Genomic DNA, 14063 nt, shown 5'->3' on the forward strand with positions numbered 1-14063 from the left:
CTCGGCACCGTCACGGTCACGACCCTGGCAATCTGGCTCCGCAGGTCGCACGATCACCTACCCTGCTCGGCTCACCCCGCCCAAGTTCGTCTCTGCCAGACGAGCCGTAAGCGCACGGAACTGTGCTTCCAGCGGTACTCGGGCGACGCGAACGGCAACATGGGAAAGCCCCCGACCACAACCAACCGGACGAGGGCTTTCCACGGATGCCGTACACCATTCGACAAACATCTACGGTCCCCGACCGACGCTAAATCGGAACGCAAGACCGCAGGGCGGGTCACACGAGCCCTGCGAGAACTCTCAGACGTTGACTTACCTCAGTAGCCGGCCCTATCCCTGCTATCGGGATTTCCCGGGAAGGACTTACGCTCTCCCAGCCACGCAGTCCAGCCGAGCAAGAGACAGACACCACCGCTAACGGCAAGGTCAAGCGAGGTAAGGCCAGTGAACGACGGTATCTTACCGCTACAAACGACAAGAAAGACCGTCGCGCACACCACGCCGGCAGCGTACGAAGCGATGTACTTTCGTATCATCATTTCCTCTTGTGTATAGGCTCGGGCATAACATCAGAGATTCTGCTTAAGTGTCAGAGTCGGCCTCCCTTCGAATCGCTAGGTGTCCCCGAGATGGATGGGCGACAGCACGGGCTATAGGGGAGCAAAACCGCCCCCGGCTCCTTTGCGGGGGAAGTTCATCCGCGCCGCCGCCCCGCTCTAGAGGCGCGTCCCCTCGTGACCGAAGGGCTCTACGCCTAGCGTTTCGGCCGCCATGTCCAGGCCGTCACGGTCAAGACCCCAGCGTTCGACTAGGCGTAGCGCCTGTTCTTGCTGAGCGCTCTCCGCTACCGTCCGTGCAGCCTGTTTTGCCGTCCTGCGCGTAGCGCTCTCGTGCGGGTCTGAGGGTTCGGCTGATGTGCGCTGCATTGGGCAGCACGACGCCACGCGCTCGTACCTCACCTGAAACCAGACCGTTCGCCCGGCGGAATCCTCATAGACGTCCCAGTGGTCGGAGATCTGCTCAACGAGCATGAGACCTCTCCCGCTTTCCGCGAAGATGCCCGCGCCAACCTGCGGGATCATCTCCCCTCCCTCATCCACCACGTCAACGTGTATGAAGTCATAGCAGTCGGCGAGTGCGAGTGTGACTCTTCCGCCATTTCGCGAGTTTGAGTGAATGACGGCGTTGGTGACGACTTCGGAAACCAGCAGCGTCACATCATCCAAGGCCGGATGATCCTCCCCGAGTTTTCCTCTCACATAAGCTCGCGCCTGCGAGACCGATTCAGGAGAACCAACTAGATCCTTAACGCCTAACAGGCTGCCTGCGGTGGAGTGTTTGCGGCGAGGCAGGATGGTCTTAGGATCTGTCACAGATCGCACCTCCAGAGTGCGGTTCAGGGACCCGTACGGCGTTGACCGCGCCTGCGGGTCCTGCCATTTCTGGCGTCACCTCCCATCACACCGCTCCGTACGCATGCGGCAACAGTGCGAATAGAGGAGACTGGGGGAGACAGGCGGATCCGGAAGTTCTCCCCCGAGGAGCAGCGATGGACGACGTTCCGGTTTGGGCCGCACGGCTGCGTGCCGAACGGCGCAACAGACTGTGGACGCAGCGGGAGATGGCGAAGCAACTTGTCGATGCCGCCGACGGACAAGCCCGTGCGCGTCTTCCAGGGCGGGAGTCCCTGACTCGCATGATCAAGGATTGGGAAGCAGGCAGGCACCGGCCGAAAGACCCTTATGGCGTGCTTTATAGCCGTGTGTTCGGTATGAATGAGCATGAGCTGTTCAGCGATGGAGGAGCCGCGCCCCGCCGCGCCCCTGCTGACGTTCTGAAAGAGCTGCATCGTCAGGGGGATCCTCTTTCCCCGATCGCTAACCGCAACGGCCGGCGTGTCAGTACCGAGACCGTGGCGGATCTGTCGTCGCGGGTCCATAGCTTGCGACTCGCCGATGATGTACTCGCCGGGGGCGATCTGATCCAGCCCGCGTTTCGTGAGCTTGAAGCGGCCGTCCGTATTTACCGGGAAGGCATCCACACCGAAGACGTAGGTCAGGGCTTGTTGGTGGCGATCGGCGAGTTTGCTCAGATCGCAGGATGGGTGGCCAGTGACGCAGGACAGCGTGATCAGGCAGCGCGTACATACCGGCTCGGCATCAGCGCAGCACATGAAGCCGGTGATGGCACCCTCGAATCGAACCTTGTCGGATCGTTGGCGTACCAGATTTCCAACTCTGGAGACCCAAGCGAAGGCGTAGAACTTGCCCATACGGCGCTAGAGGTGGCAGGGCCGGACGCACCTCCCCGTGCACGCGCGTTGTGCTGGGACCGCGTGGCGTGGGCGCACGCACGTAACGGAGAAGCACAAGCGACCATGCGAGCACTTGGCGAAGCCGACGATGCTCTCGCCGACGACAACGGGAGGGACGAGCCCTCGTATCTTTACTGGGTAGATGCTGGCGAGCTACAGATCATGAAAGCGCGCGCCTACACCGAGCTGCGGCGGCCTCTGCGCGCCGTCCCACTCCTCACCGACGTACTCAGCCGCTACAACGCCACGCACACACGGGAACTCGCCCTTTACCTGTCGTGGCTTGCCGTTGCGCTGGCAGATGCCAACGAGCCGGAGGAGGCAGCGCTAGCAGCCGGACGGATGCTCAGTCTGTCCGCAGATGTGGCCAGCGATCGAACCGCTCAACGTGCACGTGTAGTCCTCGCGCGACTGAAGCCCTACCGTGACTTACCACAAGTGCGAGAACTCCTCATCAACCATCGCTGAGATTCATGACCGCTAGCCCTTAGGCGGCAGCGATCATATGCACGGCGCTTGAAGTACAAATGCCTCCGGCGGGGACTCCGGCTCCGGGAGCGGTTCGATCACACGTACAGGCCGAAACATCGTGGCTGGCGTAGGGTCGCCGTCCCGCCTGCCGACGTCCAGGGCAAGCCGAGCAGACCGGCCACGAGGGGTCAAGGCGAGACGGGTTACTCCAAAGCGATCTAAGGGCCTTGACCCCCCGCAACCGGCCCGCACCCCGAAGGGTGGACGACGGCAGACGGGACGGCTACTGACCGACCTATGTGCAGGACCGCACCGCCTAAATCCCTGCTCTAACCAGGCGCGATCAGTAACAGAAGAAGTACATTTTTACGACTTACTAGCGAGTTGCTCGCCAATGCCATCGGCTACGGCAAGCCCCCGGTCAGGCTCTCTCTGTGGGCGGACACCAGGGAACTGTGCATCCGGGTCACCGACCACGGCCCCGAACAGCCCCGCCGCCTGGACCTCGGGGTCGACGCCGACCATGGCCGCGGCCTGACCATCGTCGACGCACTCGCCCACGAAACGGGCATCACCCAGCTCCCCGACGCCCCCGGCAAGACCGTCTGGGCCCGCTGGCATCTACCTCCTCAAGCAGCGGAAGCCTCCACCCGTCCATCGGTCCCTGACCCTCGAACGCCCCCCATGCCGTGAGGTGACCTCGAGTAGCTGCCCGCTTCGAACAAACGAGCCGAGGGGTATTTCTCCAGGTGTGCAGGGAGTGATACCCCTCGGGCGTCATCAGACGACTCCGAGGTCTTTGCGTGTCTGCTGCGGAGGTTACGTCAACCGGCCGTGGAAGGTCGCGGCCTTCGGCGCGGCTGACGCCGTGGTCACCTCGATGGAGGAGGTGAGCAGCGCCATTGCGTCCGCGGCGTAGGACGAGGGGTGTACCAGTCGGGCCGCCGGGGCATCTCACACGAGTCAACAACCGGTCAGCGTGGCCGATCCCCGACTTGCGCGGGTCATTGCTCACTGGGTCAACATGCCAAACCTTCCTGACGACCCCCATTGTGGCGCGCGCTCGACGATGCAGCAGCTCAAGCCCCGGCGGTGGTGATCGAGGCGGCTGCGCGTGCTGCTCGCGAGAAAGGGCGCAGTGCATCTTCTTCCTATTTCATTGGCGCTATTAGCGGCATTCATCCATGCGTGCTGGAGCCTGTTGAGTAAGCGCCTATCGCAGTACGGCCCCACGGCGTTTGTCGGGCTGGCATCACTCGGCTCACTGCTTGCGTACGCCCCGATAGTGATCTTCCTGACCGAGAGCTCGACGTTTCATCCGTCCGGCATGCAGGCCGCTTTTTTGGCCGGCAGCATCTTGATCAACCTCGCGTATTTCGTGATCACTCAATACGGGTACCGCATTGGCGACCTTTCCTTCGTCTATCCCATCGCCCGCGGAACCGGTCCGATCCTGGCAACTCTTGGTGGCATGCTTTTTCTCGGTGAGATGCCCAGCGTCCTTGGTGTTGTTGGCTTGCTTGCTGTGGCTACGGGCGTAATGGCAATCGGCCTATTCGGCAAGTCCGCTGATCGGCAAGGGGTCGCCCGGATTGGCCCCCCTTTTGTCTTCACCTACGCCCTGTTGTCTGGGGTGGCGATCGCCAGCTACACGCTGTGGGACCAACATGCGGTCGGGCCGCTGGCAATCTCCCCATTGCTACTCAACGCGGTGGATGATGCCGGCCGCGTCGTTCTGCTCGGGCCAGTGGTCTTCCGAAGCCGACATGAAGTGCGGAAATTGTGGAGTGAGTGCCGACTGTTGATCGTGGCTTCAGGGACCCTGATGCCGCTGCCCTACCTCCTCTTTCTGTACGCACTGCGACTGGCGCCGACCAACGTCGTGTCGCCGGTACGCGAAGTCAGCGTGGTACTGGTGGTGCTCGCCAGCGGAAAGTTCCTGGCCGAGGGCCAGATGCGTTTCAAGTTGCTGGTATCCGCGGCGGTTTTGTTCGGGCTAGTGACGCTCACCGTCGGCGCATGACACTCCCTGTGTCATGCCGGTGCCGAACTCGTCGATGGCTTGCGACCCTCGTCGGCGACCGTGACTTGATCGCCGCTGTCGCCGCGACTGGCGCACGACCTGGCCGTTATTGACCTAAAGCCCGTGACACGGTGTCGTGAATCATTTCGTCAAAAGGCGGACGGTTCTGCAAGATCTGGGACAGCTCCGCTCGATCGAACCAAGCGTATTCGGTGTGCTTGTCCCACTCCAGCTTTGGATCAGTCAGGTCGCCGCCAACCGCGACTACGAAACTGACCTCGTGGCGCTGCACCCCGTCGTTGCCTGTCCAGATCACCAAGCCGAGATCGCGAACGACCCGTTCGAGTGTCCACCCGGTCTCCTCGAGAATCTCCCGCGCGAGCGCCTCGTGCAATGTCTCACCAGATTCCACGTGACCGGCCACAATGTCCCAGCACCCAGGAAACAGCGACCGGTTCGGCCCACGCCGTTGCAGAAAAGCCCGTCTACGGGCATCGATGATCACAGCTCCAACACACCACACCTGGCCTGCGTCGGGCACCGTTTTCAACTCGTACATGCCGCTACTGTAGTTCACTGACGACCCCTGGGTTCAGGAATTTGAAGGCTGACGGTTTCCGAACGGCCAGATCTTCCAGGCGTCCTTTCCGTGATCGACGAGCAATCGTCCATCGCCATCACGCATGCGATGGAGGTACTTCGCGCGGACGGCAACACATTCGAGCCTGCGGAGGCTCACATTTCCTGTCTTTGCTCCAGTTCGGCCTATCATTCGGTGCGGGTCGCTGGATCTCCCCAATCCTGCCCGTTGGATTCGACGCCGACGGAACGCTCATCTGGGAGCAGTGGAGGTCCAACTTTTGCACGCCCGGTATTTGGCGGAATACGGGTGACCGGCTCGTGACCGGGTGATGGGCCGTCGCAACGATGGCCCATCACGGGCTCGTCTTCGGTGATGGTGACCGGCGGCTACGAAGTGAGTTTGAGGAGGAACTCCTCGACGGTTTCCCTACGTGCGTTGGAGAATCCGCTGTCCTCGCCGTAGATGCTGAACCCGCACTTGTGCAGGACCCGCAAGGATCCCAGATTGTCCTTCGCGACCCGGGCGAACAGCGGCCGCACCGGATGACGGGCAAGGAACTCCGCAAGTGCTCGGGTGGCGATGCCATGACCCCAGTGCTCCGGGTCGATCCAGTAGGTGACTTCCAGTTCGTCGGCCTGGCCGTAGGTCAGGACATGACCCACCACCTCGCCGTCGAGCGTGATCGTCTCTTTGGCGCTGCCATCGTCATTGAGAATTTTGGTCCAGCGGGTGGTGAAGGCGTCCAGGTCCGCTGGGTCCTCGACGGTGAAGGCCGCCATCCGGTTGGCCACCGGGTCCAGCTGATGCCGGTAGAACACCTGAAGGTCGTCCTGGATCGTGTCACGCAGTACGAGATCGCTCATGCCGTGCTCTCCTTGCTGTCTTGACCTGTCCCGAACTCGTCAGACCTCGCGTGACCAGAAGGCTCCCGAGGTAAGAGTGAGCCGAGGGGAGAGTACAGACAGGAACTGACAAACCCTAGGGACCCGGTGCCCCTCAGGGTGCAGGCATCCAGCGCCGCCTGGGCATGCTGAGACGGCCCGCCGGGATCCCGGTGGGCCGTCGTGTGAGTTGTGCGGAGGTCAGCCGTCGGACTCCGGCGACGGCAGGTAGCCACCGGGCACTTCGGCCGGGGTGAAGATCTTGTCCTCACCCGGGTAGGGGGTGGTCCAGTTGTGCGCCTGGTACCAGGTGAAGTGGTTCATGAGCGCGGGGTTGGCGTAGTCCGGGACCGCGTTCGCCCCGCTCAGGTGCTGCTCCTTCTGCCAGGCGGTCCAGACGTCGATGATGTGCTGCGTCTCGGCGGGCACGGCCGACGCCGTGGTCTGCGCGGGAGCCGCCGAGGCGCCCGCCGCAGCCGGGGTGTCGTTGCCGCAGGCCGGCGGGGTGGCCAGGCCGTCGGTGAGCGGGACCTGGTTGGGCACCACATTGAACGGCGTGTAGTTGGGCTTGTTGGTGAAGGCCCGGCTCATCGGGGTGGCGGCGCTGTCCTTCTGGTTCATCGGCTGGATCCCGAGGATCTGCTCGATGGTGCGGATCATGGTGATCTGCGTGTAGTAGTGGCTGTCCACGGTGCCGTGCTGGGCCCAGGGGCTGATGATCTGCACGGGGCCGCGCGCGCCGTCGACGTGGTCGACGCCGTCCTGGGTGTCGTCCTCGATCACGAAGATCGCGGAGTCCTTCCACCACTTGCTGTGCGAGATGGTGTCAACGATCTTGCCGACGGCCAGGTCGTTGTCGGCGACCTGGGCGATCGCGTTCGGCGCCCCACCGGTGTGGTCGCTGGAGAGCCAGAACATGTTGAGGTTGGCCGGGCCGTTGGCCTCGAAGTCACGCTTCCAGATCTCGTACCGGTAGAGGTCCGGGATGTTGGTGTCGTACTTCGGGTAGGAGTGCACGGTGATGTCGTTGAGCGACGGGATCGGCGACTGGGTGTCCGTCTTGATGGTGGTGTCCTGACCGGTCGCCGCCATGTTCCGGGCTTCGCAGTAGAACTTCTGCCACGAGGAGCCGGGGGGGACGGTCAGGAACTGCGTGAATTCCCCGAAGTTGCGAGCGGTCTTGCCGGCGGCCTGGGCACCGGTCCACAGGAAGCCGGTGCGCTGGTGGCCCAGCGCGTCGTCCTCCGTGTCGTAGCTGCGCTGGTACTCGCCGGCGGTGGACTCGGTGTACTCGGGGTTGTCGGCCTGCATCAGCCAGTTGTGGCCCTCGGCGGAGTTGGTGCCGATGTCGTAGGTGTTGTCGTAGAGACCGAACTGACGCTCGAGAGCGTGCTGGTTCGGGGTCACCTTCTCACCGAACTGCGCCAGCGACGGGTCGCCGTTGCCGCGCGGGTCGTCGCCGAACATCTGGTCGTAGGAGCGGTTCTCCTTGACCAGCAGGAAGACGTGCTTGATGGTCGACGGGTCACCGAGGCGCTTCGGCACCGGCACGGCGTGCTCGGACTTGCCCTGGGCCTGCTTGACGTCGTTCTTGTCCCAGCCGTTCTGGGCGAAAACCGTGGCCGTCGACTTGGCGATCTCCCGGTCGTTCGGCAGCTTGAACCGAAGCAGCGAGCCGGTCGAGTCGTGGGTGTTGTGGCCCGTGGCCGGCGTGGTGCCGGTCCCCTTGTTGATCGTGCGCGTCGGGCCGCGCTCGCCGATGCCGCGGGTGTTGGTGACGACCACGTCGTCTCCGACGGTGGTCACTTCCTCCGGGTAGTAGTCCGTCGGGAGCAGGCCGATGAAGCTGACCGGCTCCTGTGGCCTGGTGTAGCGGTAGACGGCGACCGCGTTCGCCCGTCCGAGGGTGACCAGCAGGTGGCCGTCCTCGGTCAGGGTCACGCCGTTCGGGGCGTAGCCGACCTTGGACTCCGGCCACGGCTGGGTGGCGATCGTCTGGACGACCTGGTCGCGGTTCGTGTCGATGACCGAGACCTGGTCGTCGAACGTGTCGGTGACGAAGAGCACGCCGCTGGCGGCGTGCATCGCGGTCGGGTGCAGACCGACCTCGATGGAGGTCACCGGAGCGGCCGTGTTGGCGACGTTGATCACGCTCACGGTGCCGGTGGTCGTCGCGCCCGTGACCGGGTCGGCCGGCACCTGGGTGCCGTAGGAGTTGATCGTCGTCTCGCCGGGCTTGGCCGGGCGGCCGCCCTCGTTGCTGACGTAGAGCTTGTCGCCGACCAGCGCCAGACCACGCGGCGCGGTGCCCACGGTCCAGCTCTGCTGAATCGCGCCGGTCGCGGCGTCCATCGCCACGACACGGTTCTGGCCGTTGACGGCGGCGTACACGGTCTTGCCGTCAGCGGAGAAGACCGCCTGGGCCGGCAGCGCCTTCTTCGAGCCCTGCGCGGCGATGGTGGCGAACGTCGGGGTGCCGAGGGTGCCGTCGGCGTTCACCGGGAAGCGGTTGAAGCCGTCGATCTGCGGCAGCCACAGGGTCTTGCCGTCCGGAGAGTAGGCCGGCCCCTCCTGCCCGACGTTGTTGTTAGAGATGCGCACACCGGCGGTCGAGGCGGTCCCGGCCTGCTGCAGCACCTTGTAGTTCTGTAGGTCGACGATGGTCAGGGCGATCGACCGGTCGTTGGTGAGCGCCGCGAGGAAGCGGCCGTCCGGGCTGACCGTCGAGGCGAGCAGCTTGCCGTTGTCGACGAGCAGGCGGTCGCCGATCGGCTTGATGACCTGGTCGCTGGCGAGCTGCAGGCCGGCCTTGTACGTGGAGCCGACCTGGTTGCTGCCGAACACCTCGGTGGAGGCGTAGGCGATGCCCCCGCCGGCGACGGCGAGAGCTACGGTGCCGGCCGCCACCAGGCGGATCCGGCGGCCGGTGCGTCCACCGAAGAGCCCGAGACGGACCTTCGCGACGCGCTGGCGCGTGACGTGCATGAATCATTCCTTCGGAGTGCTTGTGAGCAGGTCGACGTTCCCGTCGAACTGCCACAGGGGGTTGGGCGCGTCCCCGGTCGGGGTGCGCACCTGGAAGTAGCCGTTGACCTCCTTCGGACCGTCTCCGTCGGCGACGTACCGCCCGTCTGCGGTGACGTCGAGCTGGTAGATGGCGGTGCCCACGGCGGTCGCGCCGGGGAGGTGCCAGGACACGACACACCGCCAGTCGTTGCCCGGTCCCTCGTCGAGGACCCGGGAGCCGCCCTTGTCGCAGGACGCGGTGGCCTGCAGCTGGGCCTCGGTGACGTCCGGGCGATTGAGCTCCCGCGTCTGCAGCCGGTAGAGGTGGGCGTACGCCGTGGCGAGGGAGTCCTGCAGCTTCTCCTTCTCGATCCCCGAGCCCGTGGCCGGGGTCGCGCCGGCGATCACACCGACGGTGAGGGCGACCAGTGCGGCCAGCGGCAGGACCGCCGCCACGAGGACCTGCCGGCCCGAGCCGTCGTATGTCAGGTCGGTGAAGTCTCGGCGCAGGAACAGGCGGTAGGCCAGCGCGGTGGCGATGACCGCCCACGCGAGGCTCACCGCGAGGCCGACGAGGAGGGGGCCCGCCTGCGCGGGGCTGGTGAAAAGCCCGCGCCAGGCGAGGAAGGCGTGGCTCGGCAGGGCCAGCCGCAGGGCTACCGGCAGCGGGAGCAACTGCGCGAGCTGCAACGCGAAGGCGAGGAGCGCGGGCATCAGCAGCCCCATCGGGGAGCGGCCCAGGGCGACCGAGCCGAGGAGGCCGACCGCGGCGAACGCCAGCGTCGGCGCCAGCGCGCAGGTCCACGCGAGCAGGACCGTGCCGGCCGCCTCCGCCGGGGCGAGAAGATGGCCGTCCAGGCCGGCGAGCGGTTGGTTGCCCACCGCGGCCAGGCCGCCGGCGATTCCCGACGCGGCCAGTCCGGCCACGAGCAGCAGGATCACGGTGAGGCTGGCAAGGGTCTTCGCCACGAAGATCCGCTGCGGGGAGCGCACCGCCACGAGGAGGTGGCGCCAGGTGCCCAGCCGGTCCTCGACAGCGAAGACGTCGCCGGCGACCAGCGCCGTCAGCAGCGGGAGCGCCCAGCTGCACGAGAAGTCCAGCACGACCAGCGCCCCCGCCCAGCCGGTCGCGTTCATCCAGCGGCCGAAGACCGTGTCGGCGGGGAGCGAGCTCTGCAGGCTCACCGCGGCCACGAAGGCCGCCGGGCCGAGCCAGCAGGCCGCGATCAGCAGGCGGATCCGCCACTGGGAGAGCAGCTTGACCAACTCGAACCGGTAGCCGTGCAGCACGGGCGCCGGCCGGGCGCCGGCCCGGGGTTGGGTGACGGTCGCGGTCATCACAGGTCCTCCTGGTCGGTCTGCGCGGGCACGGTGCCGGTCCCGGTCAGGGCCAGGAACGCGGCCTCCAGCGGCGCCACCACGGGCCCCAGCTCTCGGAGCGCCACGCCGGCTCGCACGAGCCGCACGACAAGCTCGTCGAGGGCCGGCACCGGCCCGCGGACGACGACGTCGGCGTCCGTCCGTTGACCGGGGTCGCGGCCGGTCACGACGCTGAGCCCGGGCGTCTCCGACGCCAGCCGGTTGGCCTCCGCCGGGTCGGAGGTGAGCAGCCGGTAGTCGAGCTCGCCGCTCTCGGCGGCGAGTTTGCTCACCGGCCCGGAGAAGACGACCCGTCCGGTGGCGAGGATGGTGACCTCGGAGCACAGCGCGGCGAGGTCGTCCATCCGGTGGCTGGAGAGGACCACCGCGGCCCCCTCCGCGGCGAGTCCCGTGATCACGCGGTGCACGTGGTGCTTACCGGCGGGGTCCAGGCCGTTGGCCGGCTCGTCGAGGACGAGCAGTCGCGGCTTGGTGAGCAGCGCGGCGGCCAGCCCGAGCCGCTGGCGCATCCCCAGTGAGAAGCCCCGGACACGGTCGTCGGCGACGTCGGTGAGCCCGACCTGCTCCAGCGCGTCGTCGACGCCGGCGGTGCCTCCGGCCTCGTACCGGCGCAGTGAGGCCAGGGCCGAGAGGTTCTGCCGAGCGGTGAGCGAGGGATAGAGCCCGGGTCCGTCCACGAAGCCCGCGACACCGTCGGGTACGGCGAGCGTCCGCCCGACCGGCGTACCCAGGATCTCGAGGCGGCCGCTGTCCGAGAGCGCCAGGCCCAGCAGCAGACCGAGGAGCGTCGTCTTGCCCGCGCCGTTCGGGCCGACCAGGCCGTGGACCTGCCCGCTCGCCACGTCGAGGTCGACGCCGTCGAGTGCCATCACCTCACCGAAGGACTTGGTGATCCCGCGACCCCGGACTGCGGGGCTCTTCTGCATATCGGTCTCCCTTAGCTTGATCCCCAGCAAGAGGAACCTAGAGATCGCGGTTTGCCTTGGGGAGGCACGCAGCCGAACGTTGGGCAAATGCCACTAAGACGTCGACATGCCACACAACCCGCCGATATGCCACTAACCCCGGCAGATCGCACGGTCACACTGGTCAACGCGCTCGCGCCCTGGAACTCACCAGGTGCCGGGGCGTGGCGGTGACGCCGCGGGGGTCGCGGGTGGGTGTCGACGTCGAGTTGATCCGCCCGGACCTCGACTGCCTGGAGATGGCCAGGCGCATGTACCAGCCGGCGGAGGTCGACCGCCTGGGCCACGCCGATCCGGCGGCGCGCCGCAGCGAGTACTTCGGGCTGTGGAGCGCGAAGGAGGCGTATGTCAAGGGCGGTCGGCGTCGGGTTCGCCGGGCTCAGGGACGTGCTGGTACGCAGGGAAGGGAACGCGCCGCACGGGACCGTGCTGTTCCCTCCCCGGCACCGCGGTAGTCCACATGGTGCTGGCTTTCGAGGATTCGCAACGTCCCGAGTCCTCGCGGATGGGTCCGGGTAGGCGGCTTGCATGGCTACCGGAATGCGGGCTAGTGCTCCGGCCTTCAGGCCGGGGGTGAAGGCCCGCGCGGGAGGGCCGCCAGGCCCGAGCGTGCTCTAGGCCGGGCGGGCTTGCTGCTCGATGTACTGGCGCACGATCGACAACGGCGCACCCCGACGCTCCCGGCGAAGTAGGACCCCGACCACAGCTTGTTGGCCCGGTAGTAGTGGGCGGCCAGGTCGGGGAACTCTTGGCGCATCCGCCGGGACGCCACCCCCTTCAGTGAGTTGACCAGCTTGGACAGGGCGACCTTGGGCGGGAAGTTGACCAGCAGGTGGACGTGGTTGTCCCCGCCGTTGAACTCGGTCAGTTCGGTTTCGAAGTCCGCGCACACGACCCGCATGATCTCTTCCATGCGGGTCAGGTGGGTGTCGGTGAACACCCGGTGCCGGAATTTGGTCACGAAAACCAAGTGAGCGTGCAGCAGGAAGACACAGTGCCTGCCAGTCCTTATGTCGCTGTATTCGGCCATAACCCAATACTAGATCGGGTAAGATTATGGTCATGAGCGGGCAGGAGTTGGTCAAGCAGCAGCGCGGGCATAAAGCCTGCCTGGAGCTGACCTGCGACCAGTCCGCGCTCCTGGACCAGCAGGCGTCCGCCGCGATCACCATATGGAACTGCCTGCACGCCTACTGGACACATTTCCCCGGCAGAAGGCCGACCCTGGCCCAGGCCGATCAGGCGATCCGCCAAGCCCGCACGGATTTCCCGTTCCTGGCGGCCCTGCCCGCCCAGGCAGCCCAAGCCGTCCTGAAAACGTATCGGCAGGCGTGGGAGAACTTCTTCAACCCCGACCACCCTGCCAAACGGCCCACCTTCAAGTCCAAGAAGAACCGGCCTCGGTTGGCGGTCGACGTGCCGCAGGTCCGCAACATGCGGATCGTCCGCCTGTCGGCCAAGTGGGGACAGCTCACCCTCCCGATGGTGGGCCGGGTCCGGTTCCGGTGGACCAGAAACCTACCCGGCGTCGGAAAGAATTCCCCTGCAGGGAAGGTGACCGGAGCCCGCCTGGTCAAAGACGCGTTCGGGTGGAGCATCGTGTTCCGCACCGAAACCCTGGTCGAACCCGCTGCCCCGCACCAGGGCGAGCCAGTCGGGATCGACCGGGGCATCACGGTCGCGGTGGCCCTGTCCGATGGGACCATGCGCGAGCACGGCCCCTGGCTCACCGACGGCGAGGCCGAACACCTGCGCCGCCTGGAGAAGAAGTCGGCCCGTCAGCGCGCGGCCCGGCCCAGCAAGACCCGCCCCTCGGGACGCGAACAGCGCACCTACGACCAGATCGCCCGGCTCCGCGCGAAAGCCAAGCGCAGAGCCGTCGACTGGCAGCACCAGACCACCACCGAACTCGCCGGCACCTTCAGCGTGGTCGTGGTGGAAGACCTGAAGGTTACGAACATGGTCCGTTCGGCCACGGGCACGGTCGAGAACCCCGGCGTGAACGTCGCGCAGAAGGCCGGGCTGAACCGCTCGATCGCTGGGCAAGCGTGGGGCCGGACGGTCACCCTGCTGGAATACAAGACCTCCGACCGGGGCGGCCACGTCGTGAAGGTCCCCGCACGGGGGACCTCGCAGACCTGTCACCAGTGCGGCCACCGTGACCCGGCCGCCCGGGACCGGAACAGGTACGCCTGCGCCAACCCCGCGTGCGGTTGGGTCGGGCATGCCGACACCAACGCCGCGATCAATATCGAGAACGCCGTCGGAATGCCGGTGTCAGGACGTGGAGACCTCGGGGCTGCCCGGTCTGTGAAGCGTCAACCCCCGCGCGCCGCTTAACCGCGACGCGACGGGAGAATCTCCGGCCTTCAGGACTTTGTTGCCCGATTCGGTTGATGATCGTTGATTGCTGACGCAGTCTGGGGTTACTTGGGCC

The 14063-nt window shown here is 66.1% G+C and carries 11 protein-coding genes and 1 pseudogene; 5 read left to right on the plus strand and 7 right to left on the minus strand.

The genetic code is table 11. The features are described from left to right. Positions 1-719 precede the first annotated feature (719 nt). Positions 720-1376 carry an ATP-binding protein gene (locus OG589_RS00005; protein ID WP_405145086.1) on the minus strand — a complete coding sequence of 219 codons (657 nt, stop codon included), beginning with the start codon at positions 1374-1376 and terminating at the stop codon, positions 720-722. Between the two features lie 176 nt (positions 1377-1552). Between OG589_RS00005 and OG589_RS00010 the strand changes: the two genes are divergently transcribed. The 3 genes from OG589_RS00010 to OG589_RS00020 all read left to right on the plus strand — a co-directional run bounded on the left by OG589_RS00010 (position 1553) and on the right by OG589_RS00020 (position 4811). After that, positions 1553-2785 carry a transcriptional regulator gene (locus OG589_RS00010; RefSeq protein ID WP_405145087.1) on the plus strand — a complete coding sequence of 411 codons (1233 nt, stop codon included), beginning with the start codon at positions 1553-1555 and terminating at the stop codon, positions 2783-2785. A gap of 345 nt (positions 2786-3130) precedes the next feature. Then, entirely contained in the window at positions 3131-3481 is a 351-nt protein-coding gene (locus OG589_RS00015; protein WP_405152245.1) for an ATP-binding protein, read from the plus strand. A 421-nt stretch (positions 3482-3902) separates the two neighbouring features. Further along, positions 3903-4811 carry an EamA family transporter gene (locus tag OG589_RS00020; RefSeq protein WP_405145088.1) on the plus strand — a complete coding sequence of 303 codons (909 nt, stop codon included), beginning with the start codon at positions 3903-3905 and terminating at the stop codon, positions 4809-4811. A 106-nt stretch (positions 4812-4917) separates the two neighbouring features. On the opposite strand, the gene OG589_RS00025 is transcribed toward OG589_RS00020, so the two are convergent. The 5 genes from OG589_RS00025 to OG589_RS00045 all read right to left on the minus strand — a co-directional run bounded on the left by OG589_RS00025 (position 4918) and on the right by OG589_RS00045 (position 11587). Then, positions 4918-5370, minus strand: a complete 453-nt coding sequence (locus OG589_RS00025) for an NUDIX hydrolase (protein WP_405145089.1) — start codon at positions 5368-5370, stop codon at positions 4918-4920. 410 nt (positions 5371-5780) lie between these two features. After that, a complete protein-coding gene (locus OG589_RS00030; protein ID WP_405145090.1) occupies positions 5781-6257 on the minus strand; it encodes a GNAT family N-acetyltransferase in 477 nt (158 codons plus the stop codon). 219 nt (positions 6258-6476) lie between these two features. Continuing rightward, complete coding sequence (locus OG589_RS00035; RefSeq protein ID WP_405145091.1) at positions 6477-9260, minus strand: phosphoesterase; 2784 nt, start codon at positions 9258-9260, stop codon at positions 6477-6479. Between the two features lie 3 nt (positions 9261-9263). Continuing rightward, complete coding sequence (locus tag OG589_RS00040) at positions 9264-10619, minus strand: ABC transporter permease (protein WP_405145092.1); 1356 nt, start codon at positions 10617-10619, stop codon at positions 9264-9266. Continuing rightward, positions 10619-11587, minus strand: coding sequence for an ABC transporter ATP-binding protein (locus OG589_RS00045; protein WP_405145093.1), 969 nt, complete (start codon positions 11585-11587; stop codon positions 10619-10621). Before OG589_RS00045 ends, OG589_RS00040 begins: the two co-directional genes overlap by 1 nt. A gap of 203 nt (positions 11588-11790) precedes the next feature. On the opposite strand from OG589_RS00045, the gene OG589_RS00050 reads away from it, so the two are divergent. After that, complete coding sequence (locus OG589_RS00050; RefSeq protein ID WP_405145094.1) at positions 11791-12081, plus strand: 4'-phosphopantetheinyl transferase superfamily protein; 291 nt, start codon at positions 11791-11793, stop codon at positions 12079-12081. Positions 12082-12240: 159 nt separating this feature from the next. On the opposite strand, the pseudogene tnpA reads toward OG589_RS00050, so the two are convergent. Further along, a pseudogene (tnpA, locus tag OG589_RS00055) lies at positions 12241-12656 on the minus strand (IS200/IS605 family transposase). Between the two features lie 32 nt (positions 12657-12688). On the opposite strand from tnpA, the gene OG589_RS00060 reads away from it, so the two are divergent. Further along, positions 12689-13966, plus strand: coding sequence for an RNA-guided endonuclease InsQ/TnpB family protein (locus tag OG589_RS00060; protein ID WP_405145095.1), 1278 nt, complete (start codon positions 12689-12691; stop codon positions 13964-13966). Positions 13967-14063: the final 97 nt, after the last annotated feature.

This window comes from Sphaerisporangium sp. NBC_01403 (assembly GCF_045040145.1).
Classification (GTDB): Bacteria; Actinomycetota; Actinomycetes; order Streptosporangiales; family Streptosporangiaceae; genus Sphaerisporangium; species Sphaerisporangium viridialbum.

What these genes read in the sequence shown, in the direction of transcription:
- OG589_RS00010 (WP_405145087.1), top strand. Translation starts at nt 1,553, where the DNA reads ATGGACGACGTTCCGGTTTGGGCCGCACGGCTGCGTGCCGAACGGCGC.
- OG589_RS00025 (WP_405145089.1), bottom strand. Translation starts at nt 5,370, where the DNA reads ATGTACGAGTTGAAAACGGTGCCCGACGCAGGCCAGGTGTGGTGTGTT.
- OG589_RS00030 (WP_405145090.1), bottom strand. Translation starts at nt 6,257, where the DNA reads ATGAGCGATCTCGTACTGCGTGACACGATCCAGGACGACCTTCAGGTG.
- OG589_RS00035 (WP_405145091.1), bottom strand. Translation starts at nt 9,260, where the DNA reads ATGCACGTCACGCGCCAGCGCGTCGCGAAGGTCCGTCTCGGGCTCTTC.
- OG589_RS00040 (WP_405145092.1), bottom strand. Translation starts at nt 10,619, where the DNA reads ATGACCGCGACCGTCACCCAACCCCGGGCCGGCGCCCGGCCGGCGCCC.
- OG589_RS00045 (WP_405145093.1), bottom strand. Translation starts at nt 11,587, where the DNA reads ATGCAGAAGAGCCCCGCAGTCCGGGGTCGCGGGATCACCAAGTCCTTC.
- OG589_RS00060 (WP_405145095.1), top strand. Translation starts at nt 12,689, where the DNA reads ATGAGCGGGCAGGAGTTGGTCAAGCAGCAGCGCGGGCATAAAGCCTGC.